We start from the raw sequence: 26,546 nt of genomic DNA on the forward strand, positions 1-26,546 counted from the left end.
GCCGGGGGATCGAGTCATGGAAGTGTTCCGGGGGATCGAGGCGGGCGGACGGGGGCACGGAGGAGACGCTCCGGTGGCTCTGATGCCACGTTGTCACGGCGGGTTCGCCTCGGCACCGTCCGCTTCCGGCCACGCCTCGCGCGGCGACCCGGATCTTCGAAGCCGTCCCTGAACGACGGCCCGACGCGGAGGCGCCGAGGGCGGCACTAGCCTGGGAGTATGCGTTCGTACACCCCGCTTCTGGCCCTGGTGGCCGACCTGGTCTGCGTGCTCGTCTTCGTCGTGGTGGGCAAGACCGACCACGCGACCGGGCTGACCCCGGCCGCGATCGCCGGGACCGCGTGGCCGTTCGTGGCCGCGTTGGTCGCCGGCTGGATCGCCACCCTGGCGTGGCGCTCCCCCGCCCGGATCTGGCCGACCGGAGTGTTCGTGTGGGCGGTGACCGTGGTGGGCGCGATGCCGTTGCGTCTACTCACCGGGGAGGGCGCGCCCCTCTCCTTCGTGCTGGTGACGTCGCTGTTCCTGGCCGCGACCATGCTCGGCTGGCGGGTCGTGGCGCTGCTGGTCTCCCGGAGGAGGGGCCGGTCCTCGGACCGAACGGTGAGCCCGAAGGCGTGAGGCGGCCCCGGCCACGGGGACCTTCGCCGGGGCGACCCGGTACGGGCCGTTCGTAAGCTGGTGGTGATGAACGAACAACCGACCCCCGAGGCCGTCTCAGATACCACCCCCGTCACGGGCGGTGAGGACGAGGCGCGCGAGGTCGGGGTCGGGCCCTGGCCCGGTCCCTGGCCGGAGGGCGAGCACTACGACCCCGAGCTGCTCGCCAACGGCGACCGGCGCAACGTGGTCGACCACTACCGGTACTGGCGCCGCGAAGCGGTCGTGGCCGACCTGGACATGGTCCGCCACGACTTCCACGTGGCCGTGGAGAACTGGTCGCACGACTTCAACATCGGGTCGGTCGTGCGCACCGCCAACGCGTTCGGCTGCGCGGCCGTGCACATCGTGGGCAAGCGCCGATGGAACCGGCGGGGCGCCATGGTCACCGACCGATACCAGCACGTGCACCACCACCCCGACACCACTGCGCTGGTGGACTGGGCCGCCGAACACGACCTCGTGTTGATCGGTGTGGACAACCTGCCGGGCGCCGTGCCGTTGGAGACCTACCCGTTGCCGCGCAACGCCGTGCTGGTGTTCGGGCAGGAAGGGCCGGGGCTGTCCGAGGAGGTCCGGCAGGTGTGCGCGGCGGTGCTGTCCATCGCCCAGTTCGGTTCGACCCGGTCGATCAACGCGGGTGCGGCCGCGGCGATCGCCATGCACGCCTGGGTCCGGGCGCACGTGTTCGCTCAGCCCGTTTCCGACACCGCGAGCACATCCGCTCCGTGATTCGTCCGTGATCTAAGCTGAACGCATCATCGCCCCGAGTAGGAAGTAGCAAGGGTGAAGGGATCCCGGCCCTGTTGGACCGGGCTTTCAGTCCTTAGGGTTGAGAGCCGTCTTTACCAGCACCAGCCATCGCCTATGAGGAGGTGACCTCGATGGCTACGTTCCGCACAGGACAGAAGACCCACCAGGCCGTGCTTCCTCAGCGGCCTGCTCTGGAACCGGAGTCGGTGGACACGCCCCGGATCGGGCACGAAACGGGACTCCGACACCACCCCAGGGTGGTATCCGGTGCGGACCATGTGCGAGGGGAGACCACCCACATCCCACCTGATGTCGGTGGCGTCACCACCCAGCCTCTGGCTGGGGAGAGGCCGCGTGAGCGGCACCCATCCGTCTTCGTCCTGGACAAGAACCAGGTCCCCCTTCAGCCCTGTCACCCGGCCACCGATACACCGCTGAACCTGGCCCACGTCCATCCCCGCTCCCGTAGCGGGCTGGAACAACGACCGCCCACTCATGTCGGTTCGGGTCGTCGGACCAGGTGGAACCGGACCCGCGACCACCTACCGAAAACCCACACCCTGGACGCCCTGGCCGTGGGCAAGGTCGACACCACCACCCACGGCACCGTCCAAGGCATCGGACACAAGTACATGCGTCTGCTCCAAAGAGCGGACGGCTACGGCTACACCTGGAAGGGAGAGGGCGTTTCCTCCCGGCTCTGAAGCCGGGTAACCACGCCCAACAAACCGATGAGCCCGATCGTCACGTCCGTCGCTCGCGCCGCCACCCTGGACGACGTCCCCGACCTCGCCCGTGTCCTCAGCCGTTCGCTGCACGACGACCCGCTCTTCCGTTGGCTCTTTCCCGACGCCGAGTCCCGCATGGCCCAGGTGCGCCGCTTCTTCGCGCTGACCACCGGCTTCGGCTACGTCCCCGCCGGGGACACCCGTCTGACCGCCATCGCCGACGCCGAGGGCGCCGCCCCGACCACCCGAGGCGCGGCGCTGTGGGCACCGCCCACCACCAACCCCGAGGGGCCGCTGGCCTCTCCGCGCACCTGGCCGCACTGGGTATCCCTGCTCGGACGCGGCCGGGTGGCCGGCTTCGTCCGGGTCTTCGCCGAGTGGAAGATGGCGGCCCCGCAGGAACCCCACCTGTACCTGGCCGCCCTCGGGGTCGATCCGAGCGTGGCCGGCACCGGTGTCGGGGGCGGGCTGCTCGCCGCCGGGCTGGACGAGGCCGACTCCCAGGGGCTGCCGGTGTTCACCCAGACGCTCGACGACAAGAGCGTCGGTTTCTACGAACGGTTCGGGTTCCGGGTCGTCCACGAGATCCCGCACGAGGACGTCGGGACCGGCTACTTCCTGCTGCGCCAGCCGTCCTGACCGTTCCCGGCGGTGACGCCCCCGCCTTCGAGATCGAGGAGGACGGGTGCCGCGTGGAAGGGTGACGGCCATGTTGATCGTGTTCGCCGGGTCGCCCGGCTCCGGTAAGAGCACCCTCGCCCGCGCCCTCGGACGTGTCCTGCCCGCGCCGGCGTTGTCCGTGGACCCGGTCGAGGTCGCGCTGGAGCATCTGCGCACCGCCCGCGTGCGAACGATAGCGCGGAGGATCGCCGTGGAGGACGCCGAACTCTTGCGGCGCTTGGGCGAGTGAACGCGAAGGGGCCGTCTCCCGGTGGGAGACGGCCCCTTGCCACGACCGGGGATCGGAACTAGCCGATGCCCTTGCCGAGGGAACCCAGCAGGTCGCGGTTGAGCTGGGAAATGGTGTCCAGCGGGATGCCCTTCGGGCAGACCGCGGCGCACTCACCGATGTTGGTGCAGCCGCCGAAGTCCTCTTCGTCCTGCTGGTTGATCATGTTCACCACGCGGGAGGCCCGCTCGGGCTGTCCCTGCGGGAGCAGGCCCAGGTGCGTGACCTTCGCGGCGGTGAACAGCATGCTGGACGCGTTGGGGCAGGCCGCCACGCAAGCGCCACAACCGATGCAGGTCGCGGCGTCGAACGCGCGGTCGGCGTCCGGCTTCGGGATCGGGTTGGCGTGGGCGTCCGGGGCGGTACCGGTGGGCGCGCTGATGAAACCGCCGGACTGGATGATGCGGTCGAACGCACCACGGTCGACGACGAGGTCCTTCACGACCGGGAACGCCTTGGCTCGCCAAGGCTCGACCGTGATGGTGTCGCCGTCCTTGAAGCTGCGCATGTGCAGCTGGCAGGTGGTGGTCCGCTCGGGACCGTGCGCCTCTCCATCGATCACGACACCACAGGCACCGCAGATGCCCTCACGGCAGTCGTGGTCGAAGGCGACCGGGTCCTCGTCCTCAAGCGTGAGCTTCTCGTTGAGAACGTCGAGCATCTCCAGGAAGGACATGTCCTCCGAGACGTCCGTGAGCTTGTACGTGACCATCCGGCCTTCGTCGTCACGGCCCTTCTGGCGCCAAACGCGCAGGGTGATGTTCACTTGTAACTCCGCTGCTTCATCTCGACGTACTCGTACTCCAGGGCTTCCTTGTGGAGTACGGGCTTGCTGTCAACGCCGGCGAACTCCCAGGCGGCGACGTAGGCGAACTCGTCGTCGTGACGCAGCGCCTCACCGTCCTCGGTCTGGCTCTCCGCTCGGAAGTGACCACCGCAGGACTCGCGGCGGTGCAGGGCGTCGATGCACATGAGCTCACCGAGCTCCAGGAAGTCGGCCACGCGGTTGGCCTTCTCCAGAGCCTGGTTGAACTCCTCGTTGACACCGAGCACCTTGACGTCGCGCCAGAACTCGGCGCGCAGCTCACGGATGAGGTCGATGGCCTTGCGCAGACCCTCTTCGCTGCGCTCCATGCCGCAGTAGTCCCACATGATGTGGCCGAGCTCCTTGTGGAAGGAGTCGACGGTGCGGGAACCGTTGATGGAGAGGAGCTTGTCGATCCGGTTGCTGACGAGGTCCTTGGCCGCGACGGCCTCGGGGTGCTTCTCGTCGACCGCCTCGAACGGGCCGTCCGCCAGGTAGTCGTTGATGGTGTTCGGCAGGACGAAGTAACCGTCCGCCAGACCCTGCATCAGCGCGCTGGCGCCCAGGCGGTTGGCGCCGTGGTCGGAGAAGTTGGCCTCACCGGTCACGAACAGGCCCGGGATGCTGCTCTGCAGGTCGTAGTCGACCCACAGACCACCCATGGTGTAGTGCACCGCCGGGTAGATGCGCATCGGCAGCTCGTACGGGTTCTCGCCGGTGATGCGCTGGTACATGTCGAACAGGTTGCCGTACTTGGCCTCGACGGCATCCCGACCCATGCGCTCGATGGCGGCCGTGAAGTCCAGGTACACACCCAGACCGCCGGGACCGACGCCACGACCCTCGTCGCAGACGTTCTTCGCGGCGCGAGAGGCGATGTCACGCGGCACCAGGTTGCCGAAGGCCGGGTAGATGCGCTCCAGGTAGTAGTCGCGCTCGTCCTCGGGGATCTGACGCGGGTCGCGCTCGTCGCCGCCCTCCTTGGGCACCCAGATCCGACCGTCGTTACGGAGCGACTCGCTCATCAGGGTCAGCTTGGACTGGTAGTCGCCGCTGACCGGGATGCAGGTCGGGTGGATCTGCGTGTAGCAGGGGTTGGCGAAGTAGGCGCCCTTGCGGTGCGCGCGCCAGGCGGCGGTGACGTTCGAGCCCATCGCGTTGGTGGACAGGAAGAACACGTTGCCGTAACCACCGGTGGCCAGGACCACGGCGTCGGCGAAGTGGGTCTCGATCTCACCGGTGACCATGTCGCGGGCGATGATGCCGCGCGCCTTGCCGTCCACGATGACCAGTTCGAGCATCTCGTGCCTGGTGTGCATCTCGACGGTGCCGGCGGCGATCTGCCGCTCCTGGGCCTGGTAGGCGCCGATCAGCAGCTGCTGACCCGTCTGACCACGGGCGTAGAAGGTACGGGAGACCTGCACGCCACCGAAGGAACGGTTGTCGAGGAGACCGCCGTACTCGCGGGCGAAGGGCACGCCCTGGGCGACGCACTGGTCGATGATCTCGACACTGGCCTGCGCGAGGCGGTAGACGTTCGACTCGCGGGAGCGGAAGTCACCGCCCTTGACCGTGTCGTAGAACAGTCGGTGGATGCTGTCGCCGTCGTTGCGGTAGTTCTTCGCGGCGTTGATGCCACCCTGCGCGGCGATGGAGTGCGCGCGCCGGGGGCTGTCCTGGTAGCAGAACGAGGAGACGTTGTAGCCCGCCTCGCCCAGGGTCGCCGCCGCGGAGGCGCCGGCCAGGCCGGTACCGACGATGATGACGGAGAGCTTGCGCCGGTTCGCGGGGTTGACCAGCTTGGCCGAGAAACGGCGCTTGTCCCAGCGCTCGTTGATCGGCCCCTCGGGGGCCTTCTCGTCCCGGATCGAGGAGCCCTCTGTGTAAAGGTCCATGTCAGACAATTAACTCACCAGTCCAAAGGTGACCGCCAAGGGCGGAAGCACGAATCCGACGGTCACGACCAGAGCGATCACCGTGGCGATCGAGTTCAGCACGGGCTGCCGACGCGCCTGGTTGACGCCGAGCGTGGCCAGACCGCTCCAGATGCCGTGCCGCAGGTGGAAGCCCAAAGCGATGACGGCGGCGATGTAGAACAGGGTCACGTACCAGAACTCGGGCTGGAACCCGTTCACGAGCCGCTCGTAGGGGCTCTCGGACTTGCCACCCGGCGCGATGACGTTCACCGTCAAGTGCAGGATGTGGAAGATCACGAAGAGCGCGATGAGCACTCCGCCCCAGCGCATGGTGTAGGAGGCGTAGGTGCGGTGCACCCGCTTCTTCACCTGGTAGCGCTGGGAGGCCGGGCGAGCCCTGCGGGCACGGACCCACAGCGCCACGGCCGCGTAGATGTGGATCAGGACGCTCGCGAGGAGAACGATCCGGAAGACCCACAGGAATCCGCTCTCGGGCAGCAGCGGGTAGCCCAGCTCACGGAGACTGTGGGCATAACCGTCGAAGGCCTCTTGGCCCGAGAAAACTTTCAGGTTGCCGTACATGTGCGCGATCAAATACAGCACAAGGATCGCACCGGAGGTCGCCATTGCCGCTTTGAGCGCCACCGTGGATCCGTAGGCCGTAGACCGCTTCTTGGTCAAGGTACTGTTCGCCACAGCCTGTCACTTTAAGTTCGAGTTAAGTCCGACGTCCAAGTCATCGCGACCCTGGTGTCCATAGCCTTAGGCTATGAACCATGCAGTTCCAGCAGCTCGCCTACTTCGTGGCTGTGGCCCGCACACGCCATTTCACCCGTGCAGCCGAGCTTTCTCGCGTCGCCCAGCCGAGTTTGAGCAAACAGATCCGCAGCCTTGAGAAGGAGTTGGGCGCGCCGTTATTCAGTCGTGCCAGGGGAAACATCACACTCACCCCGGCGGGCGAGGCGCTGCTTCCGCTCGCCCAGCGCATCCTCACCGACCTGGAGACGGCCCGCCGTGAGGTGGCGGAACTGGCCGGCGTGCGGCGCGGCCGTGTGCGACTGGGAGCGACCCCGTCCCTGTGCGCGGGGCTGCTGGCCGACGTTCTCGCCGACTTCCATACCCGCTTCCCCGGAATCGAACTCCACGTGGAGGAGAGCGGTTCGCGCGACCTCGTCCGCAACCTGGGCCGCGGCGAACTGGACATGGCCCTGATCATCCTTCCGCTGCACAGCAGCGACCCGGACTTCTCGACCACCCCGATCCTGCGGGAGAACCTGGTGGTGGCCAGCCCCACTTCGGAACCCTCGCCGAACGGACGCGCCTCGATCCGCATCACGGAACTGCAAGGGCGCCCCCTGGTCATGTTCCGACGGGGCTACGACGTTCGCGAGGCGACGCTCCGTGCCTGCCGCGCCGCCGGTTTCGAGCCGCAGCTGGCCGTGGAGGGCGGTGAGATGGACGCGGTGCTGCGGTTCGTGGAGGCGGGCCTGGGTCTGGCGGTGGTGCCCAGCATGGTGCTGCGCAACCGGCCGGGCCTGCGCGGTACCCCGTTGTCCCGACCCCGCCTGCTGCGCACCATAGCCCTGGCCCGACGCAAGGACGTGGAACCCTCGCATTCCGCGGACGCGTTCCGCCGGCACCTGAACGCGTATCTACTGGCGATGAGCCCGGAGGATCTGGGGCCCGACCTGGAGGTCCTCATCTCCGCGGCGGACGCCGGAAGTTCCCTGAACCGTCACGGTGAGACGCCGGACGACGGACTCTCCTCCTCCGGGTGAAGCACCCCTCTTCCGTTCGGCGGAAGGGAACGGCGCGGGTCGCGACCACGATCGCCTGAGCCCCTGTATCAACACTGACCACTTGTGCACCAGTGGCATCAAAAAACGCATGTCGGACGAAAGCCCTGGTAGTTCGACATTCACCACAAATTGCGCCCCAAGAGTGGCGCACATCACACCCCTTTCTTGAGGTTTCCCCGGACTCGGAACGTGACCGTGATCACAGAGACCTAGCGTTGCGTAGCAGACCGGTTCCCTACTGCTTCCCCCGGCCGTCCAGAACCAGGGGCGGTCACGGCCACCGGAAGGGGCGCGGGCCCGCACCCGTCTCCCCCGCCGGGTCGCTCTCCACAGGAGGTGGAGTCCACGGTGACCTCGACACAAGACGCACACTCCGCAGGGCGGGCGCGCATCCCAGGGCGCACGCTCAGAACCGACCGATGGTGGCTGGGCCCGACACTGACGACGTTGGGCCTGGCCACCTTTCTCGTCTACGGGGCCGCGCGGGTGTTCCAGCAGGACCACTACTGGGTCCAGGAACACCACTACCTGACGCCCTTCTACTCCCCTTGCCTCGCCCAGCAGTGCGTCCCCGACGCCTCGCTCTTGGGCCGGGTCCCCTGGGAGTTCCCGCCCTTCCTCCCGTACGCCCTGCTCAGCCTGCCGATCCTGCTGCTGTTCCGGGTGACCTGCTACTACTACCGCAAGGCCTACTACCGCTCGGTCTGGCAGGCGCCGACCGCCTGCGCGGTCCGCGAACCGCACCGGAGCTACACCGGTGAGACCCGGCCGCTCATGCTCCCGCAGAACGGGCACCGCTACTTCTTCTACGCCGCGGGCGCCATCGTCCTGATCAACACCTGGGACATGCTCGTCCCCTTCTTCCACGGTGTGGACGGCGGTTTCGGCATCGGGGTCGGCAACCTGATCATGCTCGCGAACGTACTGCTGTTGTGGGCCTACACCTTCGGATGTCACTCGTGCCGGCACATCATGGGCGGCCGGCTGCGCAGCTTCGGCCGCAGTCCCGTTCGGTACTGGCTGTGGTCCCGGGTCTCCACGCTGAACAACCGGCACATGTTGTACGGCTGGCTCAGCATCGCCTCACTGATGATCACCGACGCCTACGTCGCACTGGTCTCCAGTGGAACCATCACCGACCTGCGCATCCTCAACTGAGCGGGAAGGAAGAAGCACCGCATGCCCCCCAATACAGAGGCCGGGGTCACCCGGTACAGCTACGACGTCGTGGTGATCGGCGCGGGCGGCGCGGGTCTACGCGCCGCGATCGCCGCCCGTGAACAGGGAAAACGCACCGCCATCATCTCCAAGTCGCTCTTCGGTAAGGCGCACACCGTGATGGCCGAGGGTGGAGCCGCGGCGGCCCTGGGCAACACCAACGCCGACGACACCTGGTCCGTGCACTTCCGCGACACCTTGCGCGGCGGCAAGTTCCTCAACGATCCGCGCATGGCCGAACTCCACGCGAAGGAGTCCCCCGACCGGATCCTGGAGTTGGAGTACTGGGGCGCCCTGTTCGACCGCACGGCCGACGGGCGCATCAGCCAACGCAACTTCGGCGGGCACGAGTACCCGCGTCTGGCGCACGTGGGCGACCGCACCGGGCTGGAACTGATCCGCACGCTCCAACAGCGGATCGTGGCGCTCCAACAGGCCGACGCCGCCGAGTACGGCGACCCCGACGCCCGGTTGCGGGTGTTCGCCGAGACAGCGGTCACCAACCTGCTCCGCGAACCCGGCGAGGACGGCCGGATGGTCGGCGCGTTCGGCTACCGGCGCGTGGACGGCGGCTTCGTGCTGTTCGAGGCGCCCACCGTGGTGCTGGCCACCGGCGGGATCGGCAAGGCCTTCCGCACCACCTCCAACTCCTGGGAGTACACCGGGGACGGGCACGCGCTGGCCCTGCGCGCCGGTGCGTCCCTGATCAACATGGAGTTCGTCCAGTTCCACCCCACCGGGATGGTCTGGCCGCCCTCGGTGAAGGGCATCCTCGTCACCGAGTCGGTTCGCGGCGACGGCGGGGTGCTGCGCAACTCCAAGGGCGAGCGGTTCATGTTCGACTACGTGCCCGACGTATTCCGCTCCCAGTACGCCGAGAGCGAGGCGGAGGCCGACGGCTGGTACGACGACCCGGCGAACAACCGCAGGCCACCGGAGCTGCTGCCTCGCGATGAGGTGGCTCGGGCCATCAACAACGAGGTGAAGGAGGGACGCGGGTCCCCGCACGGCGGCGTGTTCCTGGACGTGTCCACCCGGCTGCCCGCCGAGGAGATCCGGCGCCGGCTACCGTCCATGCACCACCAGTTCAAGGAGCTGGCGGACGTGGACATCACCGCCGAACCCATGGAGGTCGGTCCCACCTGCCACTACGTCATGGGCGGGGTGCGGGTGGACGCCGACACCGCCGCCTCCGACGTTCCCGGGCTGTTCGCCGCCGGTGAGGTGGCGGGCGGGATGCACGGCTCCAACCGGTTGGGCGGCAATTCGCTGTCGGACCTGCTGGTGTTCGGGCGCCGGGCCGGGATGGGGGCGGCCGCCTACATCGACTCTTCGGCGGAGACGGATGCCTCCCCCGGTGTAGTGGATCAGGCGGTGGCGGAGTCGATCCGGTCCTCGTTGGCCCCGCTCAAACAGGGTGCCGGCGAGAACCCCTACACGCTGCACTCCGAGCTCCAGGACACCATGAACGACCTGGTGGGCATCATCCGCAAGGGCTCGGAGATGGAGAAGGCCCTGGAACGACTGTCCGAGCTCACCGAGCGCGTGCAGGTGCTCAGCGCCCCGGGCGACCGCGTGTACAACCCGGGCTGGCACCTGGCGTTGGCGCTGCCGAACATGCTCCTGGTGTCGGAGGCCGTCACCAAGGCCGCCCTGGAACGCACCGAGTCGCGGGGCGGGCACACCCGCGACGACTTCCCCGACATGTCGGCCGAGTGGCGACGGGTGAACCTGGCCGCCCGCGCGGTCGACGGGCGGGTGGAACTGACCCGGCGTCCGCTCGCCGACGTCCCCGCCGAACTGTTGCGCCTGTTCGAGCGGGAGGAGTTGGCGAAGTACCTCACCGAGGACGAGCTGCCCGAGGCGGTGTCGCCCGAGAAGGGGCCGGTTGAGAAGGGTCCGCGCACCGATACGGACGAGGACGCGGAGAGGACGGACACGACCGAGGAGGGCACGTCATGACCGAGCGGACGTTCCGGGTGTGGCGAGGATCGGACGACGGCCAACTCACCGAGTACGAGGTCGAGGTGAACGAGGGCGAGGTGGTGCTGGACGTACTGCACCGCCTCCAGGCCACCCAGACACCCGACATGGCCGTGCGGTGGAACTGCAAGGCCGGTAAATGCGGTTCCTGTTCGGTCGAGATCAACGGGATGCCGCGGTTGTCCTGCATGACCCGGATGAGCGTTTTCGAGGAGGACGAGGTGGTGACGGTGACGCCCATGCGCACCTTCCCGATCGTCCGGGACCTGGTGTGCGACGTGTCGTACAACTACGAGAAGGCGCGCGAGATCCCGTCGTTCACCCCGGACCCGAACACCTCGCCGGGCGACTTCCGGATGCGGCAGGTGGACGTGGAACGGCCCCAGGAGTTCCGCAAGTGCATCGAGTGCTTCCTGTGCAACAACGTGTGCCACGTGATCCGTGACCACGAGGAGAACAAGGAGCACTTCTCCGGGCCGCGTTTCCTGATGCGGGTGGCCGAACTGGAGATGCACCCGGAGGACACCGCGGACCGTCGGAAGATCGCCCAGGACGAGTTCGGGATGGGCTATTGCAACATCACCAAGTGCTGTACGGAGGTGTGCCCCGAGGGGATCCGCATCACCGACAACGCACTGATCCCGCTCAAGGAACGAGTGGTGGACCGTAAGTACGACCCGCTGGTGTGGCTGGGTTCGAAGATCGGGATGCGCCCCAAGGACACACCGATCGTGCCGAACGTCCGTGGCGTCGAGCCTCGGGAGGAGTGAGGCGGGGTCGGGCCCGCTCGACCGGGGCGGCGGGGGATCACCCTCCGCCCCGGTGTCGTGTCGGTCGGATCGGAGGCCGAACGGGACACCGATCACCGCTGGGAAATACCGGTGAACGGCGGCCGTTGTCGAGCGGGGAATTCTGCCGGGACTTCCAGAAAAGCTACGGGAATCCCCTTTGTCATGGCTTCGGGGAATTCTCGACTTCGTCGTAGGAGCGGGATAGCTTTACCCTCCCCTGGTCGACGGCAGGAGTAAGCGGGCATGTCCGGTGAATACAGCCTCAAGAAGCACTTCGACGGCGCGGCGGCGCGAATGCTCGGTGAATCCATCCGTGCGGTGCGTCCCGAGTTCGACGTGGAATCCTACGCCGCGGAGGTCGATCGCAGGGTCGGCCCCCTGGAACTCAAGGACCGGGTGCTGGTGATGGCACAGGGGCTTCGGGACCGGCTGCCCGAGCACTACCCCGAGGCCGCCGCCGTACTGGTCGCCTCGCTCAAGGACCCCTTGGTCGAGGGCGACGGCATGTTCAACGAGGGGTTCCACCTGATGGCCGTGGCCCGGTTCGTGGAGGAGTACGGGCTGGACCACCCCGATTCCTCACTGCCCGCCCTGGTGGAGATCACCAAACGGCACACCGGAGAGTTCGCGGTCCGGCCGTTCGTGCAGAGGCACTACGAACCGACCATGGCGCTGATCCGCGCCTGCGCGGTCGACCCCGACCCCAACGTGCGCCGCTTCGCCAGTGAGGGCATCCGGCCCCGTCTGCCGTGGGCACGCCGGCTCCCCGAGTTCGTCGCCGACCCCCTACCGGTGCTGGAGGTGTTGGAGACGCTGCGCAGCGACCCCTCCAAGTACGTGCGCACCTCGGTGGCCAACAACCTCAACGACATCGCCCGCGAACACCCCGACCTGGTCCTGGACCTGGCCGAACGGTGGACACGGGAGAGCCCCACCCCCGAGACCGCGTGGACCGTTCGGCACGCCCTGCGCACCCTGGTCAAGGAGGGCGATCAGCGGGCCTTGGCATTGCTCGGCGCCACCGGCGGCGAACACGTCCTCGTCCACGGGCCCACCCTGTCCCCGGGCGTACTGGACCTGGGCGGGACCCTGAGGATCAGGGTCGAGCTGGAGAACACCGATACCCGCCCGCACACGGTGGTGATCGACTACGTGGTGCACCACGTGCGCGCCGACGGCTCCCGGGGGCGCAAGGTGTTCAAGTGGACCAGGGTGGAGTTGTGCTCCGGGGAACGTCGAGCCCTGGAGAAGAAGCACCCGGTGCGCCCGATCAGCACCCGCACCTACCACTCGGGGGAACACCTGGTGGAGGTACAGGTCAACGGACTGGTCAAGGCGTCCGCCGCCTTCGACCTCCACGTCTGAGCCGCGCCGAGACCAACGGACGCCCTCACCACCGATCGCATGCGCGACCGGCCCACTCGTGCGGCCGACCGTCCGGTTCAGGTCCCGGGCTCGCCCCGGAGCAGCGCCTCGGAGCGCCAGGCACCCATGGGGCCGGCGGGGCCGGTGACCTTCGGTCAGAAGCCGCGCTGGGCCCAACCCTCCAGGTGCGCGGCGGCCTCGGCGATCGTGGTGGACTCGCCATGGCCGGGGTGCACCACGGTGTCACCCGGCAGAACCGCCAACTGTTCACGGATGGCCGCGATGATGGTCGGGAAGTCCGACGCCGGTTGGCCGGTGGCGCCGGGACCGTCCGGGAAGAGCGTGTCCCCGCTGAAGACCACCCCGATCTCCGGGGCGTACAGGGACACCCCGCCGGGGGTGTGCCCCGGGGTGTGCAGGATCGTCAGTTCGATCCCGCCCACGGTCAGCACCTCACCGTGCAGCAACGGGGCGTCGGGTTCCCGGTAGGGATACACCTGCTGCCACAGCTCCGCGTCTTCGGGGTGCAGCAGGATCGGGGAGTCGGTGAGGTCGGCCAGGGCCACCGCTGCGTCGATGTGATCGTTGTGCCCATGGGTGCACACGATCGCCATGAGTTCGCGGTCGCCCAGACCTCGGGCGATGCGTTCGTGGTCGTGGGCGGCGTCGATCACCACCGCGGTGTCGTCGTCACCGACGATCCACACGTTGTTCTCGACATGGGACTCGGAACCTTCCAAACTGAAGATTCCCGAGGTACGTAGCCGCTGGACGGGCGACTGGGAACTCACAGGCTCACCACCTGAACGTCTCACGGGGCAGGAACTTCGAGCCTATCGGGCGCGGACGCCTCGCACACGCTGAACGCGTCGGCTTCGCCGGTGTGTCAAGGGTTCGGGGCGTCGAAATCGCGGCGCAGGGTGTAGGGCTGGATCAGGCCGAGGCCGTGCGCGTGCCGGGCCCGGACCTGGACCACCTGGAGCCCTTCCTCCCCTTCGAGGTTCTCGGCGAGCGCCTCGTCGATGAGGACGGTCCCTGGTCGGGCGAAGGAGGTGAGCCTGCTGGAACGATTGACCGTGGTGCCGAAGACGTCGCCGTGCAGGGTCAGCACCGGACCGTAGGCCACCCCCACCCGCACGTCGGGGACCTCTACGTGGGTCTTGACCCCCGAGGCCAGGCGCAGCGCGATGTCGGCGGCCTGGCTGGGCGAGTCGGCGACGAAGAGCACCTCGTCGCCGAGGGTCTTGACCACCCGGCCGCCCCCGGAGGCGACGAGGTCGGCGGCGGTCGCCTCGAAGCCCTCCACCACTCCGGCGAGTTCCATCTCGTCGAGCTCGCGGCTGAGCGTGGTGAAGGAGACCAAGTCGGCGAAGCCCACGATCAGCGGATAGTAGTTCGGGATGGTGTCGTTGCCGTTGGACATCACGGTGAGCGTGCGCGCGGTGGACGCGGCCAGCTGCCGACGCCAGATGTGCAGCAGCAGACGTTCGACGTCCGGCAGCAGCTCCTTGACCCGGTTCATCAGCGGGCTGTTGACCAGATCCTCGCCACCGTCCTTGAAGATGAGGGTGCTGAGGATGCTGGTCTGCCAGTCGGCCAGGCGGGCCATGGTCTGCCCCATCGCGCGGGCGAAGCGGACCACGCCCTCCTCATCGAGGACGCCCTCCTCCAACAGGGAATTGGCGATGCGCAGGGCCTCGACGTCACTCTCAGCGAAGATGATCGAGTCGTCGCCGAGGGTGGGGAAGCCCAGGGCACGCCAGACACGGCCGGCGAGTTCGGGATCGGCTCCGGAGAGCTCGATCGCCTGTTCCCTGGTGTAGACCGCTTCACCACCGAGCAGGGCGGACTCGATCGCTTTCGGGTCAGGACGCGACGGCATACGTTCTCTTTCACGGGACCTTCCCCGCCGGGCGGGGAGCAATCTCTATGGCACCGGCCCGGGGGGCACGGCCTTGGCTCCGGCTCCAGCCTACTCCCACACCCCATGGGGCCCGGGTGACGAAACCGCTGGTCAGCCCTGTGATCCGGCTGGGTAGTCCGGCCGCTGGGCCGAGTTGACCTGGCGGTAGATCTCCGACTGGAACCACTGGGGTTTGGGCACCCTCTGGAGGACCATGCCCTCCTGTTCGGACGCCGACTGAATGGACAACGTTCCGTACCGCATGATCCGTTCCCACAGGGAGATGTTGAACGAGACGTCGTTCACCCTGGTGAGCGGCATGTCGCGGCCCTGCTTGGAAATGATGCCATCGCGCATCATGAGCCGCCGGTTGGTGAGGATGTAGACGGTGGTCGACCACTTGAGCATGGGGACGAACCAGAAGGCCAGTGCCGCGACCACCCCGACCGCCGCCACGACACCCCCGGCGATGAGACTCCAGTCCTCGTTCCAAGGGATGAAGAACAGCGCGGTACCGACGACCGCGATGATGACGAACAGCATCACGAACTCACCCGCGAGGACGGTCCAGTGTTGTCGTGCGACGTAGACGAGTTCCTCGTCGTCGGAGAGATAACGGTCCGCGATAGCCATACCGGTGATAATGACACAAGCTTCTCCGCCGCGGGAGACGAGGAATCATCCCTGTGGACAACTCTCCGTGCACTAATCCCCGGGGCGCACGTGGACCACGTCGCCCACGTTCAGCGCCTTCTCCCCCGTCGGGCCGGCCACCACCAGCCTGGCCTGGTCGTCCACCCGGGCCGCGGCGCCCTCCAACAGGCGGTCTCCGGGCAGGTGGATCCGGACCCGGCGACCGAGGGTGACGCACACGCGGCGGTACTCGTCGGCCAGGCCACTGACCTCCGCGTTCCCCGAGGCGGCGACCCAGGCGGTGTAGCGCTCCTCGAACGCGGCCAGGACGGCCCGCAGTAGTTCGTCGCGCCCCACCCCACCCGCGCCCTCGGCCCGCAGCGAGGTGGCGGTCTCCACGGGCAGCTCGGCCCGCCCCTGGGAGACGTTGAGACCCATGCCCACCACCACCCCCACCCGGTCGGGGTCGGAGAAGTCGGCCTCGGCGAGGATCCCGGCGAGCTTGCCGTCCCGTTCCTCCCCCGGAACCAGGACGTCGTTGGGCCACTTCAGCGCGGCCGGCACCCCGGTCCACTCGCGTACGGCGGCCACGGCGGCCACCCCCATCAGCGGGGACACCCATCCCAGACGCTCCGAGGGAACGACCGGGCGGACCAGCAGGGAGAAGGTGAGGGCCACCCGCTCCGGGGTGGTGAACCCGCGCCCCAGCCGGCCCTTCCCGGCGGTCTGGTGCTCGGTCACCAGCACGGTCCCCTCGGGAGCCCCGTCCTTGGAGCGGATGGCCAGGTCGGTGTTGGTGGACCCGGCCTCGGGCACCACTTCCACACTCCGCCAGAGCCCCCCAGGACGCACAATGGCGTCGGTGAGAGCAGTCTGGTCCAGAACGGGGATCTCGTCGCTGTGTTCACCGGTCATAGCCCCATTACAGCAGCGCCGAAACCCTCTGTGGACAACCCCCTCCGATCCGGATTCCCCCGGTTAAGCTGAATCCAACACATCGGTGATCGTGCACCGCTACGTTCGGCTACTGGAGGTGTCGCGACGATGACCATCGCGGAAGCGGAATCGGAGAGCTCGGTCGACATGCCGTCTCACTGGGAAGTCGTGTTGCGCGCCTGGGAAGAGCTGGACCTGCCCGAGGGTTGGCGGGCCGAGATCATCGAAGGCGCGATCAGCATCATGACTCCCCCCAAGGACGAGCACGCACGCATCATCGCCTTGATCAACAAATGGATCATCAAGGAGACCCTTCGTGAGGGCGGTGCTCTCGGTGAAGCCGAGGTACACCAGAACATCGATGTCCGAGTACCGATGCGCAGTGGTCTCTACATTCCCGATCTGGTCGTACTCCCCGGTTCCATCATGATGCGGAGCTCCGAGCACTCGGCCGAGGACGCACTGCTACTGGTCGAGGTGACCTCCCAGAGCACGGCGAAGATGGATCGCAAGTCCAAGCTCTGGGGCTACGCGCATGCCGGGGTACCCCTGTACCTCCTGGTGGATCGCTGGGATCCGGACAGTGGTGGCGGCGAGGCCACGATCTTCTCCGATCCGGAGAACGGCCGCTACACGAGCATCACCAAAGTGCCCTTCGGCAAGGAACTCCTTCTTCCCGCCCCCTTCGATCTGGTGCTGGACACGGGCGAGTTCCCCCTCTGACACGGCCCGGGCCCCGCACCTTCGGACGGGTGCGGGGCCCGAGGGCGTTCAGGTGCCGGTCAGCCGGTGTTCTGGAGGCCGGCGGCCACACCGTTGACGGACAGCAGGAGCAGCCGCTCCAGGTGCTGGCCGTCCTGTTCGGACAGGGAGTCCGCCTCCTCACCGCGCAGCGCCTCCAGGGCCCGCAGCTGTAGGTGGCTGAGCGCGTCCACGTACGGGTTGCGCAGGTCCACGGCGCGGGACAGGATCGCGCGGTTCTCCAGTAGACGGCTGTGCCCGGTCACTCGCAGGACGAGGCTTCGGGTCAGGTCGTACTCGTTCAGCACCTTCTCGGTGAGCTCGGGACGGCCGCCCAGCGCCAGGTACCGCTCGGCGATGGTGCGGTCGGTCTTGGCCAGACTCATCTCCGCGTTGTCCAGCAACGACGCGAACATCGGCCACTCCCGGTAGGCGGCCTGGAGGGTGGGCAGGTCGTCGATGGCGGCCAGACCGGTGCCGAGCCCGTACCAACCGGGCAGGTTGACGCGGGTCTGGGTCCAGGCGAACACCCACGGGATGGCCCGCAGGTCGTCCAGGCCCTTGGCCGCCCCGCGCCGGGAGGGACGCGACCCCAGTCGCAGCTCTCCCAGCTCCTCCAACGGGCTCACCTGGGAGAACCACACCGCGAACTCCTCGGTGCCGATCAGCTCCAGATAGGCCTCTTGTGCGGCGGAGGCGATGCTGTCGGCGTGGGGACGAAAGCGCGTGGCGGCGGCGCGTTCGCGTTCCTGCACCTCGTCGGTGGAGGCCATCAGGACGGCGTGGCCGACCTGTTCGATGTGGCGGCGGGCGATGGCGGACTGCCCGTACCGGGCGAAGATGACCTCGCCCTGTTCGGTGACCTTGAACCGGCCGTCCACCGAACCCGGGGCCTGGGCGAGCAGGGCTCGGCTGGCCGGTCCGCCGCCACGGCCCAGGGAACCGCCCCGACCGTGGAAGAGGGTCAGGCGTACGTCCTGCTCGCGGGCCCACGTGGCCAGTCGGGCTTGGGTGTCGTACAGGCGCAGGGTCGCGCTGACCGGTCCGACGTCCTTGGCGGAGTCGCTGTAGCCGAGCATGACCTCCAGACGACGGTCGTTGTCGACCAGCCGCTGCCGTACCTGGGGCAGGTCGAGCATGCCGGCCAGGACGTCGGGCGAGGCCTCCAGGTCGGCGCCGGTCTCGAACAGCGGGATGACGTCCAGGACCGGCACCCGCTTGGGCGGCAGGGCGTAGGTCGCCAGCTTGTACACGGCCTCGATGTCCTCGGCCGTACGGGTGAAGCTGACGATGTAGCGACGGCAGGCCTCCACACCGAAGCGCTCCTGGATCCAGGAGACGGTGCGCAGGGTGGCCAGCACCTCCTCGGTGCGCTCGGACAGCGCGCCGCCCGCCTCCAGTTCGGCGAGCGCGGCCGCGTGCACCTCGCTGTGCTGACGGATCTCCAGTTCGGCCAGGTGGAAACCGAAGGTCTCGGCCTGCCACACCACGTGCTGGAGTTCGCCGTAGGCCTGCCGTGCGGCCCCGGCCGCGACCAGGGAGCCCTGCACCAGACGCAGGTCGGCGAGGAACGCGTCGGCGTCGGGGTAGGCGAGGTCGGCGTCGCGTTCGCGGGTGGCGCGCAGCCGTGCGGTGGCCAGGAGCAGCAACTGGCGGTGGGGTTCGTTGGGCGAACGCTTCTCGACCTCGGCCATCAGCGACGGGTAGGCGGCCTTGGCCTCGGCGAGGGTGTCGAGCAGACCCCGGTCGGCGGGGGTGAGGTTGGAGTAGACGGTGAGGGTGCGTCCCACCTGTTCGCAGGCCTTCTCCAGGGCACGGAGAACGTGTTCGGACTGGATGGTGATGGCTTCCCGGGTCACCTCGTGGGTGACGAACGGGTTGCCGTCACGGTCGCCGCCGATCCAGCTGCCGTAACGAACGAAAGGGGTGGCCCGGGGTGCGCGGGTACCGGTGCCCTCGGGGTCGATGGCGGCGTCCAGGGTCCGGTACACCTTCGGGATGGTCGAGAAGATCGTCTCGTCGAAGGCGGCCAGGGCGGTGCGTACTTCGTCCAGCGGGTCGAGCTTGGTGTAGCGAAGCTGCGAGGTGCGCCAGAGGAGGTCGATCTCCTCCAGCAGACGGCGGTGGGCCTCGCCCGCCGCGGTGCTGCCTTCGTGGGCACCGTGCCAGGCGTCCAGCTCGGAGCTGACCCGCAGGATGGAGGTGGACACGGCGCGGCGTCGCGCCTCGGTGGGGTGGGCGGTGAGGACCGGGTGGAACTCCATGCCCGCGACCAGCTCGGCGAGCCGTTCCTCGCCGCCGTCGCCCTCACGGATGGCACGCACCGCGGCGGCCAGGGACTCGTGGGGCGGGTTCGCGGCGTCGTCGCGCTCGCGCAGGGCGCGCATGCGTTGGTGTTCCTCGGCCAGGTTGGCGAGGTGGAAGTAGACCGTGAACGCGCGGGCGACCTGCTTGGCGCGTTCCAGCGGCCAGGCGCCGACGATCGCGGTGATCTCCTCGGTGGTGACGGAGCCATCGCGGGCCCCGATCACGGCGTGGCGGAGTTTCTCGACATCGGCGAGCAGTTCCTCACCGCCGCTTTCGGCGAGGACCGTTCCGAGCATCTCGCCGAGCAATTTGACGTCATTCCTGAGCTGCTCGGGTACTTCCTGCCGGGCACTGTCACGTTCTGCGCTAACCGCTGTCATGAGGCCGACGATACCGAGATCGCCGCTGCACACGTGTGCTCGGGGGTGTGTTCTCCCGCGCTTTGCCATCGCGTTAACAATTGTGTCGCAGGCGGGCCAATTCACAGCGACTCACGCATTTTCCGGTGCGTCGGCCGCCTTTCCCACCCCTCCCGGACCGGGGATGCCCGCCCCACGGCAGGATTCCCCGGAATCACCCGAAACCGCCCGAACCGACACGTAAGCGAGGGTCACCTTCGGGCCCACGAGACCCTCGGAGCTACCCTGAACAGTTATGGCCACCGAAGCCCCTGAACCGCTCTCCGCATCCGAGATCGACATACACACGACCGCGGGCAAGCTTGCCGACCTGCAACGACGCAGGTACGAAGCCGTGCACGCCGGGTCCAAGCGCGCTGTGGAAAAGCAGCACGCGAAGGGCATGATGACCGCGCGCGAGAGGATCGACGCACTGCTCGATCCCGGCTCGTTCGTGGAGTTCGACGCCCTGGCCCGCCACCGCTCGACCAGCTTCGGACTGGACGCCAACCGCCCCTACGGCGACGGCGTCGTGACCGGGCACGGAACCGTCGACGGGCGCCCCATCGCGGTGTTCAGCCAGGACGTCACCGTCTTCGGCGGATCACTGGGCGAAGTCTACGGTGAGAAGATCTGTAAGGCCCTCGATCACGCCCTCACCAACGGGTGCCCCGTGGTGGGCATCAACGAGGGCGGCGGCGCCCGTATCCAGGAGGGTGTGGTCGCGCTCGGTCTGTACGCCGAGATCTTCAAGCGCAACACCCACGCCTCCGGTGTGATCCCACAGATCTCCCTGATCATGGGCGCCACCGCCGGCGGGCACGTGTACTCACCGGCCCTGACGGACTTCGTGGTGATGGTCGACGAGACCTCCCAGATGTTCATCACGGGTCCCGACGTGATCAAGACCGTCACCGGCGAGGACGTGTCCATGGAGGAGCTGGGCGGCGCGGCCACCCACTCCGGCAAGTCGGGTGTGGCCCACTACATGGGCGCCGACGAGCAGGACGCCATCGACTACGTCAAGACGCTCCTGTCGCACCTGCCGGACAACAACCTCGAAGACCCGCCGACGTTGCCCCCCGAGGAGGACCTCGGCGACGAGGTCACCGACGGCGACCTGGCTCTGGACACCTTCATCCCGGACTCGGCCAACCAGCCCTACGAGATCAAGCGGGTCATCGAGGCCGTCCTGGACGACGGTGACTTCGTCGAGGTGCACGAGCGCTTCGCGACCAACATCGTGGTGGGCTATGGCCGGGTGGACGGGCGGTCCGTCGGCATCGTCGCCAACCAGCCGATGAGCTTCGCGGGTTGCCTGAACATCGACGCCTCCGAGAAGGCCGCCCGGTTCGTGCGCACCTGCGACGCCTTCAACATCCCGGTGCTGACCTTCGTGGACGTGCCCGGCTTCCTGCCCGGCGCCGACCAGGAATGGGACGGCATCATCCGTCGCGGTGCCAAGCTCCTGTACGCGTACGCCGAGGCCACGGTCCCGCTGATCACCGTGATCACCCGCAAGGCCTTCGGTGGCGCCTACGACGTGATGGGCTCCAAGCACCTGGGCGCGGACATCAACCTGGCCTGGCCCACCGCGCAGATCGCCGTCATGGGCGCCCAGGGCGCGGTGAACATCCTGCACCGACGCACCCTGGCCGCGGCCGAGGACGTCGAGGCCGAGCGGACCCGTCTGGTCGGTGAGTACGAGGACACCCTGCTGAACCCGTACGTGGCGGCCGAGCGCGGCTACGTCGACGGGGTCATCATGCCCTCCGAGACACGAACCCAGATCGCCAAGGCGCTCAAGGCGCTGCGCAACAAGCGCAAGCAGCTCCCGCCCAAGAAGCACGGGAACATTCCGCTGTGAGCGCGCCGCAGTCGTCATCGGACCGGTCACCGCACCTGGTCGTGGTGCGCGGCGAACCCTCTCCCGAGGAGTTGGCCGCGCTCACCGCCGTGCTCACCGCCCGCGCGGCGGCCGCCCGTGCCGCGGCGGAGAAGACCGAGCCCGCGCGGGCCACGTCCGGGTGGCGCGACCGTTCACGCGGTATGCGCACTCCCCCGCGTCCAGGACCCGGGGCCTGGCGCATGAGCACGAGGTGACCCCTGACGTGCTCTTTCGTTCCTTAGACTCTTCGTTGAGCGGTCGGCGCGTGATCCGCTCCGCGCCCCAGCTGGAGGTTTTCCCACCGTGCGTAAAGTTCTGATCGCCAACCGCGGCGAGATCGCCGTACGTATCGCCCGTGCCTGCCGTGACGCCGGTATCGAGAGCGTGGCCGTCTACGCCGAACCCGACTTGGACGCCCTGCACGTCAAGATCGCCGACCAGGCCCATGCGTTGGGCGGGTCCACCCCGGCCGACTCCTACCTGGACGTCGACAAGCTCCTGGCCATCGCCGCCGCCTCCGGCGCCGACGCCGTGCACCCCGGATACGGGTTCCTGGCCGAGAACGCCGACTTCGCCCAGGCCGTCATCGACGCGGGCCTGACCTGGATCGGTCCGCCCCCCGCGGCGATCACCGCACTGGGCGACAAGGTCCAGGCCCGCCACATCGCGCAGAAGGTCGGCGCCCCGCTGGTGGCCGGCACCCCCGACCCGGTCACCTCGGCCGAGGAAGTGGTGACCTTCGCCGAGCAGCATGGGCTGCCCATCGCGATCAAGGCCGCCTTCGGCGGTGGCGGTCGCGGACTGAAGGTGGCCTACACCCTGGAGGAGGTCCCCGACGCCTACGAGTCCGCCGTGCGCGAGGCGGTGACCGCCTTCGGGCGCGGTGAGTGCTTCGTGGAGCGCTACCTGGACAAGCCCCGACACGTGGAAACCCAGTGCCTGGCCGACTCCCACGGCAACGTCGTGGTGGTGTCCACCCGCGACTGCTCGCTCCAGCGCCGCCACCAGAAACTGGTGGAGGAGGCCCCGGCCCCGTTCCTGACCGATGACCAGGTCCAGCGCCTGTACGCCTCCTCCAAGGCCATCCTGGCCGAGGCCGGTTATGTGGGCGCGGGCACCTGTGAGTTCCTGGTCGGTGTCGATGGCACCATCTCCTTCCTGGAGGTCAACACCCGCCTTCAGGTCGAGCACCCCGTCACCGAAGAGGTGAGCGGTATCGACCTGGTACGGGAGATGTTCCGCATCGCCGACGGCGAAGAACTGGGCTACGACGACCCGGCCCTGCGTGGACACTCCTTCGAGTTCCGGATCAACGCCGAGGACGCCGGCCGGGGCTTCATGCCGGCGCCGGGCACCATCACCGAGCTGACGTTGCCCACCGGTCCGGGTGTGCGGGTGGACACCGGTTGCGAGGCCGGATTCACCGTCCCCCAGGCCTTCGACTCGATGGTCGCCAAGCTGATCGTGACGGGGCGCACCCGCGCCGAGGCCCTGCAACGCTCCCGGCGGGCGTTGGCCGAGTTCACGGTGGGCGGGATGCCCACGGTGATCCCCTTCCATCAGGCCGTGGTGACCGATGAGGCGTTCGCGCCCACCGACCCGACCCAGGAGTTCGGGGTCTACACCCGCTGGATCGAGACCGAGTTCGAGAACACGATCGCCCCGTGGGACGGCCAGGCAGGCGACTCCGAGGCGGCCGAGCGCGAAACCGTGACCGTGGAGGTCGGCGGTAAGCGCATCGACGTGGTCCTGCCCGCGTCCCTGGGCGTGGCGGCGGCCCCGGCCACCGGTGGCCGGAAGAAGCGTGCCTCCCGCAAGAGCGGCGGCGCCGCGGCGGTCGGTGGTGACGCGCTGGTCTCACCGATGCAGGGCACCGTGGTCAAGGTCGTGGCCGAAGAGGGTGCGCAGGTGGCCGAGGGCGACACGGTGGTCGTGATCGAGGCGATGAAGATGGAGCAGCCGCTGAGCGCGCACAAGTCCGGCGCGGTGACCGGGTTGAAGGTCGCCCCGGGAGAGACCGTGGGCAACGGCGCCATCATCTGCGACATCAAGGACGCCTGAGCATTCGTTCGTTCGAGGGGCATCGTCGGCGGGTCCGGCGTTGCCCCTTCGCCGTCCGGGGCCCTCTCTCCTTGAGGTGAGCTCAGTAGTACCGGCGGATCCGGGTCAGGTCGATGTCCAGCGCACAGGGCGCGGTCACCCCGAGGCGCCCTCGATGGCTGCGAAGGTTCGCGTACACCTTGTTGAGCGGGTCGAGTTCGTAGGTGTGGACGACCGGCTCCCCCTCGCTCTCCTCTTCGACCAGCCAGAAGTGGGGAATCCCCGCCTCGGCGTAGATCTGCGGTTTGCGCTCGATGTCCCGTACCTCGGATTCGGGTGAGACCACCTCGACCACGAGTTCGACCACGTGTGGCTCGACCCAGGTGTTGTGGAGGGCCTTGCGTTCCTCGGCCCGAACGAGCATGAGATCGGGTTCCGGACGTTGCCGCTCCCCGATTCTGACCGTCATCTCCCGGTAGGTACGAAGTTCTTGGGGGATCTGCGCGTCGAGTCGCTGTTCGAGGAGCTTGAGCACGAACATGTGGAAGCGCTGCTGAGGGCTCACCAGGACCAGACTTCCGTCGATGAGTTCGGTATGCGGCGGAAGATCCGGGATGCGGTCGAGATCCTCGGCCGTGAAACCTCCCTGCGGGGGCAGGGGGATCGATACCCGAGTGCCGAAGACCACGGGGTCGTCCGTGACGGGAACGGACATGTCGTCTCCGTTCGTCGGATCGTTCTCGTCGCCCACAGTAGCCAACCGCCTCGCCTCGTAACGGTGCTTTCGACGAATCCTCTCATCACCCCGGTCCGGGCTCGTGGAGCGTTCTCCCTCAGGCGGGTAGGGACGCTCGGACGGGGGCGCGGGGTGATCCTCGTCGCCCTTGAAAGTGGGAAGACCCAGCGCAGTAAGGCTTCTGGTCAGGGGTGACACAGAAAACGTCCGGGGGAGTATGGAAAAGGTAAGGGAACCGGACTATTGTTCCTGATCGTGACGAACATCTGGGGACTGACACGAAGGTGGCACATCGACCTGTGCCGCTTCGCCAGCCACGCGTGTAGCTAGGTCCACGCGCGCCCGTCCGGGCTGCGCGCCGCCACGCCTTCCCTTGTCGTCACCTCTCCGGTGACACCCACCCGTTTCCCCTAGCCGGAGTTCTCGTACGCCCACCACTGTGGCGTGCCCTCGCTCCGGTATCTCGCTTGGAGCCACTTCCGTGTCCACTCAGACCGCACAGGTCAAGCCGAAGCGACGTTTTCCGCTTCCGTCCTTCGGAATCCAGGTCCTCCTCGGACTCGTCCTCGGCCTCGCCCTCGGTGTGGTCGCCATCCAGATCGGCCCGGTGGGGGACGGTGAGCCGAACTGGCTCGCCACGACCCTGGAGACCATCGGCAGCACCTTCGTCACCCTGCTGCGCACGATCGTTCCGCCGCTGATCGTCCTCGCCGTCATCTCCTCCATCGCCAACCTGCGCAACGTCACCAACGCCGCGCGTCTGGCCTGGAAGACACTGCTGTGGTTCGCGGTCACCGCGCTGGTCTCGGTGGCCATCGCCATCACCCTGGGTCTGACGATCCGTCCCGGCCTCAACAGCGCGGTGGACGGCGGAAACGTCGCCGAACCCTCCAGCCAGGGTTCCTGGATCGCGTTCATCGAGAGCCTGGTCCCGGCCAACTTCCTGGGTCTGGCCGCCGACACCAACCCCGACGACCTGAGCACCTCCCTCAGCTTCAACGCCCTACAGCTGATCGTCATCGCGGTCGTGCTGGGCATCGCCGCCATCAAGGTCGGCAAGCCGGCCGAGCCCTTCATCAAGTTCACCGAGTCGACCCTTCAGGTCGTGCTCAAGGCGCTGTGGTGGGTCATCCGCCTGGCCCCGATCGGCACCGTGGGTCTGCTGGGCAACGCCGTCTACAGCTACGGCTGGACCACCATCGGCGCGCTCGGCAAGTACACGATCACCATCTACATCGGCCTGGCACTGGTGTTGTTCGCCGTCTACCCGGTCGTCGCCCTCATCAACGGGCTGTCCCCCGCCAAGTACTTCTCCGGTGTGTGGCCCGCGGTCCAGCTGGGCTTCGTGTCCCGCTCCTCGATGGGCACCATGCCGGTCACCCAGCGGGTCACCGAGCAGAACCTGGGTGTGCCCCGCTACTACTCGGCGTTCGCGGTGCCGTTCGGCGCGACCACCAAGATGGACGGCTGCGCCGCGATCTACCCGGCGATCTCGGCGATCTTCGTCGCCCAGTTCTTCGGGATCGACCTGGCGATCACCGACTACCTGCTGATCGCGTTCGTCTCGGTCATCGGTTCGGCCGCGACCGCGGGCACCACCGGCGCCACGGTCATGCTCACCCTGACCCTGTCCACGGTGGGCCTGCCCCTGGAGGGCGTGGGTCTGCTGCTGGCCGTCGACCCGATCCTGGACATGGGCCGCACCGCGGTGAACGTCGCCGGCCAGGCCCTGATCCCGGCCGTCGTCGCCAAGCGCGAGGGGCTCCTCGACCTGGTCCGCTACAACGCCCGCCGGGGATCCACCGGTTTCGTCCCGCTGGACGAGCCCGGCACCCTGTCCGCCGAGGAGCAGTCCGCCGAGGCCGCCACCGACGAGGCGGAGGAGCGCGACCCGGAAGCGGAACGCACCACCGCCGGCTCGGGCGCCAAGGGCTGACCCGACCATCTCGGGACCAGGGCCCGTCGGGGGGAATCCACTCCCCCGACGGGCCCTTTCCCTG

At 68.1% G+C, this 26,546-nt stretch carries 24 protein-coding genes; 15 read left to right on the plus strand and 9 right to left on the minus strand.

The genetic code is table 11. The annotated features are described in order from the left end of the window. The first annotated feature begins 219 nt into the window (after positions 1-219). The 5 genes from BQ8420_RS02415 (at position 220) to BQ8420_RS32180 (ending at position 3,048) form a co-directional block, all read left to right on the plus strand. Positions 220-618, plus strand: a complete 399-nt coding sequence (locus BQ8420_RS02415) for a DUF3054 domain-containing protein (RefSeq protein ID WP_087096147.1) — start codon at positions 220-222, stop codon at positions 616-618. A gap of 66 nt (positions 619-684) precedes the next feature. After that, positions 685-1,389 carry a TrmH family RNA methyltransferase gene (locus BQ8420_RS02420; protein WP_087096148.1) on the plus strand — a complete coding sequence of 235 codons (705 nt, stop codon included), beginning with the start codon at positions 685-687 and terminating at the stop codon, positions 1,387-1,389. A 152-nt stretch (positions 1,390-1,541) separates the two neighbouring features. Beyond that, positions 1,542-2,114, plus strand: a complete 573-nt coding sequence (locus BQ8420_RS32550) for a hypothetical protein (RefSeq protein ID WP_235005880.1) — start codon at positions 1,542-1,544, stop codon at positions 2,112-2,114. Between the two features lie 27 nt (positions 2,115-2,141). Continuing rightward, positions 2,142-2,777 carry a GNAT family N-acetyltransferase gene (locus tag BQ8420_RS02430; RefSeq protein WP_087096149.1) on the plus strand — a complete coding sequence of 212 codons (636 nt, stop codon included), beginning with the start codon at positions 2,142-2,144 and terminating at the stop codon, positions 2,775-2,777. A 70-nt stretch (positions 2,778-2,847) separates the two neighbouring features. After that, positions 2,848-3,048 (plus strand): AAA family ATPase, encoded by a 201-nt coding sequence (locus BQ8420_RS32180; protein ID WP_087096150.1) that lies wholly within the window; start codon positions 2,848-2,850, stop codon positions 3,046-3,048. A gap of 58 nt (positions 3,049-3,106) precedes the next feature. Here the strand turns inward: BQ8420_RS32180 and BQ8420_RS02440 are convergent, their stop codons facing one another. Genes BQ8420_RS02440 through BQ8420_RS02450 form a run of 3 tightly spaced genes read right to left on the minus strand, consistent with a single transcriptional unit; the run spans position 3,107 to position 6,453 of the window. After that, the gene (locus BQ8420_RS02440) at positions 3,107-3,853 is read right to left on the minus strand and encodes a succinate dehydrogenase/fumarate reductase iron-sulfur subunit (RefSeq protein WP_087096151.1); all 747 of its coding nucleotides are present in this window, start codon (positions 3,851-3,853) and stop codon (positions 3,107-3,109) included. Next, a complete protein-coding gene (locus BQ8420_RS02445; RefSeq protein WP_087096152.1) occupies positions 3,850-5,796 on the minus strand; it encodes a fumarate reductase/succinate dehydrogenase flavoprotein subunit in 1,947 nt (648 codons plus the stop codon). The genes BQ8420_RS02440 and BQ8420_RS02445 overlap by 4 nt, the downstream gene beginning before the upstream one ends. Continuing rightward, positions 5,797-6,453: a succinate dehydrogenase cytochrome b subunit gene (locus tag BQ8420_RS02450; protein ID WP_087096153.1), complete on the minus strand. Its 657-nt coding sequence runs from the start codon at positions 6,451-6,453 to the stop codon at positions 5,797-5,799. A 131-nt stretch (positions 6,454-6,584) separates the two neighbouring features. Between BQ8420_RS02450 and BQ8420_RS02455 the strand changes: the two genes are divergently transcribed. From BQ8420_RS02455 to BQ8420_RS02475, 5 genes are all read left to right on the plus strand, one after another. Further along, on the plus strand, positions 6,585-7,586 hold the full coding sequence (locus tag BQ8420_RS02455; protein ID WP_087096154.1) for a LysR family transcriptional regulator: 1,002 nt from the start codon (positions 6,585-6,587) through the stop codon (positions 7,584-7,586). 369 nt (positions 7,587-7,955) lie between these two features. Next, positions 7,956-8,765, plus strand: a complete 810-nt coding sequence (locus BQ8420_RS02460) for a hypothetical protein (protein ID WP_200815763.1) — start codon at positions 7,956-7,958, stop codon at positions 8,763-8,765. Between the two features lie 21 nt (positions 8,766-8,786). After that, positions 8,787-10,787: a fumarate reductase/succinate dehydrogenase flavoprotein subunit gene (locus tag BQ8420_RS02465; protein ID WP_235005881.1), complete on the plus strand. Its 2,001-nt coding sequence runs from the start codon at positions 8,787-8,789 to the stop codon at positions 10,785-10,787. After that, positions 10,784-11,578, plus strand: a complete 795-nt coding sequence (locus BQ8420_RS02470; RefSeq protein WP_087096156.1) for a succinate dehydrogenase/fumarate reductase iron-sulfur subunit — start codon at positions 10,784-10,786, stop codon at positions 11,576-11,578. The genes BQ8420_RS02465 and BQ8420_RS02470 overlap by 4 nt, the downstream gene beginning before the upstream one ends. Before the next feature lie 264 nt (positions 11,579-11,842). Further along, positions 11,843-12,964: a DNA alkylation repair protein gene (locus BQ8420_RS02475; protein ID WP_087096157.1), complete on the plus strand. Its 1,122-nt coding sequence runs from the start codon at positions 11,843-11,845 to the stop codon at positions 12,962-12,964. A gap of 155 nt (positions 12,965-13,119) precedes the next feature. Here the strand turns inward: BQ8420_RS02475 and BQ8420_RS02480 are convergent, their stop codons facing one another. The 4 genes from BQ8420_RS02480 to BQ8420_RS02495 all read right to left on the minus strand — a co-directional run bounded on the left by BQ8420_RS02480 (position 13,120) and on the right by BQ8420_RS02495 (position 16,415). Continuing rightward, positions 13,120-13,755, minus strand: a complete 636-nt coding sequence (locus tag BQ8420_RS02480) for an MBL fold metallo-hydrolase (protein ID WP_087096158.1) — start codon at positions 13,753-13,755, stop codon at positions 13,120-13,122. Positions 13,756-13,850: 95 nt separating this feature from the next. Further along, positions 13,851-14,846, minus strand: coding sequence for an adenylate/guanylate cyclase domain-containing protein (locus BQ8420_RS02485; protein WP_087096159.1), 996 nt, complete (start codon positions 14,844-14,846; stop codon positions 13,851-13,853). Between the two features lie 132 nt (positions 14,847-14,978). After that, complete coding sequence (locus BQ8420_RS02490) at positions 14,979-15,500, minus strand: PH domain-containing protein (RefSeq protein ID WP_087096160.1); 522 nt, start codon at positions 15,498-15,500, stop codon at positions 14,979-14,981. 72 nt (positions 15,501-15,572) lie between these two features. Then, entirely contained in the window at positions 15,573-16,415 is an 843-nt protein-coding gene (locus BQ8420_RS02495; protein ID WP_087096161.1) for a biotin--[acetyl-CoA-carboxylase] ligase, read from the minus strand. Between the two features lie 129 nt (positions 16,416-16,544). Between BQ8420_RS02495 and BQ8420_RS02500 the strand changes: the two genes are divergently transcribed. After that, complete coding sequence (locus tag BQ8420_RS02500; RefSeq protein WP_087096162.1) at positions 16,545-17,159, plus strand: Uma2 family endonuclease; 615 nt, start codon at positions 16,545-16,547, stop codon at positions 17,157-17,159. A 59-nt stretch (positions 17,160-17,218) separates the two neighbouring features. Here the strand turns inward: BQ8420_RS02500 and BQ8420_RS02505 are convergent, their stop codons facing one another. Continuing rightward, entirely contained in the window at positions 17,219-19,864 is a 2,646-nt protein-coding gene (locus tag BQ8420_RS02505; RefSeq protein WP_255404788.1) for a phosphoenolpyruvate carboxylase, read from the minus strand. A gap of 274 nt (positions 19,865-20,138) precedes the next feature. Here BQ8420_RS02505 and BQ8420_RS02510 point away from each other — a divergent pair, with 274 nt between their 5' ends. The 3 genes from BQ8420_RS02510 to BQ8420_RS02520 all read left to right on the plus strand — a co-directional run bounded on the left by BQ8420_RS02510 (position 20,139) and on the right by BQ8420_RS02520 (position 23,831). Beyond that, positions 20,139-21,749 carry an acyl-CoA carboxylase subunit beta gene (locus BQ8420_RS02510; protein WP_087096163.1) on the plus strand — a complete coding sequence of 537 codons (1,611 nt, stop codon included), beginning with the start codon at positions 20,139-20,141 and terminating at the stop codon, positions 21,747-21,749. Beyond that, positions 21,746-21,985, plus strand: coding sequence for an acyl-CoA carboxylase subunit epsilon (locus tag BQ8420_RS02515; protein ID WP_087096164.1), 240 nt, complete (start codon positions 21,746-21,748; stop codon positions 21,983-21,985). The genes BQ8420_RS02510 and BQ8420_RS02515 overlap by 4 nt, the downstream gene beginning before the upstream one ends. 88 nt (positions 21,986-22,073) lie before the next feature. Then, complete coding sequence (locus tag BQ8420_RS02520; RefSeq protein ID WP_087096165.1) at positions 22,074-23,831, plus strand: biotin carboxylase N-terminal domain-containing protein; 1,758 nt, start codon at positions 22,074-22,076, stop codon at positions 23,829-23,831. Between the two features lie 82 nt (positions 23,832-23,913). Here BQ8420_RS02520 and BQ8420_RS02525 read toward each other — a convergent pair whose 3' ends face one another. Further along, entirely contained in the window at positions 23,914-24,525 is a 612-nt protein-coding gene (locus BQ8420_RS02525; RefSeq protein WP_087096212.1) for a Uma2 family endonuclease, read from the minus strand. Between the two features lie 502 nt (positions 24,526-25,027). On the opposite strand from BQ8420_RS02525, the gene BQ8420_RS02530 reads away from it, so the two are divergent. Then, the gene (locus tag BQ8420_RS02530; RefSeq protein WP_087096166.1) at positions 25,028-26,482 is read left to right on the plus strand and encodes a dicarboxylate/amino acid:cation symporter; all 1,455 of its coding nucleotides are present in this window, start codon (positions 25,028-25,030) and stop codon (positions 26,480-26,482) included. Positions 26,483-26,546: the final 64 nt, after the last annotated feature.

It is taken from the genome of Nocardiopsis sp. JB363, from assembly GCF_900143625.1.
In the GTDB taxonomy this organism is placed as follows: domain Bacteria; phylum Actinomycetota; class Actinomycetes; order Streptosporangiales; family Streptosporangiaceae; genus Nocardiopsis.

Coding starts and splice junctions, on each gene's coding strand:
- BQ8420_RS02485 (WP_087096159.1), bottom strand. CDS start 14,846: ATGCCGTCGCGTCCTGACCCGAAAGCGATCGAGTCCGCCCTGCTCGGT.
- BQ8420_RS02490 (WP_087096160.1), bottom strand. CDS start 15,500: ATGGCTATCGCGGACCGTTATCTCTCCGACGACGAGGAACTCGTCTAC.
- BQ8420_RS02470 (WP_087096156.1), top strand. CDS start 10,784: ATGACCGAGCGGACGTTCCGGGTGTGGCGAGGATCGGACGACGGCCAA.
- BQ8420_RS02500 (WP_087096162.1), top strand. CDS start 16,545: ATGACCATCGCGGAAGCGGAATCGGAGAGCTCGGTCGACATGCCGTCT.
- BQ8420_RS02475 (WP_087096157.1), top strand. CDS start 11,843: ATGTCCGGTGAATACAGCCTCAAGAAGCACTTCGACGGCGCGGCGGCG.
- BQ8420_RS02505 (WP_255404788.1), bottom strand. CDS start 19,864: ATGACAGCGGTTAGCGCAGAACGTGACAGTGCCCGGCAGGAAGTACCC.
- BQ8420_RS02420 (WP_087096148.1), top strand. CDS start 685: ATGAACGAACAACCGACCCCCGAGGCCGTCTCAGATACCACCCCCGTC.
- BQ8420_RS32550 (WP_235005880.1), top strand. CDS start 1,542: ATGGCTACGTTCCGCACAGGACAGAAGACCCACCAGGCCGTGCTTCCT.
- BQ8420_RS02455 (WP_087096154.1), top strand. CDS start 6,585: ATGCAGTTCCAGCAGCTCGCCTACTTCGTGGCTGTGGCCCGCACACGC.
- BQ8420_RS02415 (WP_087096147.1), top strand. CDS start 220: ATGCGTTCGTACACCCCGCTTCTGGCCCTGGTGGCCGACCTGGTCTGC.
- BQ8420_RS02525 (WP_087096212.1), bottom strand. CDS start 24,525: ATGTCCGTTCCCGTCACGGACGACCCCGTGGTCTTCGGCACTCGGGTA.
- BQ8420_RS32180 (WP_087096150.1), top strand. CDS start 2,848: ATGTTGATCGTGTTCGCCGGGTCGCCCGGCTCCGGTAAGAGCACCCTC.
- BQ8420_RS02465 (WP_235005881.1), top strand. CDS start 8,787: ATGCCCCCCAATACAGAGGCCGGGGTCACCCGGTACAGCTACGACGTC.
- BQ8420_RS02510 (WP_087096163.1), top strand. CDS start 20,139: ATGGCCACCGAAGCCCCTGAACCGCTCTCCGCATCCGAGATCGACATA.
- BQ8420_RS02495 (WP_087096161.1), bottom strand. CDS start 16,415: ATGACCGGTGAACACAGCGACGAGATCCCCGTTCTGGACCAGACTGCT.
- BQ8420_RS02430 (WP_087096149.1), top strand. CDS start 2,142: ATGAGCCCGATCGTCACGTCCGTCGCTCGCGCCGCCACCCTGGACGAC.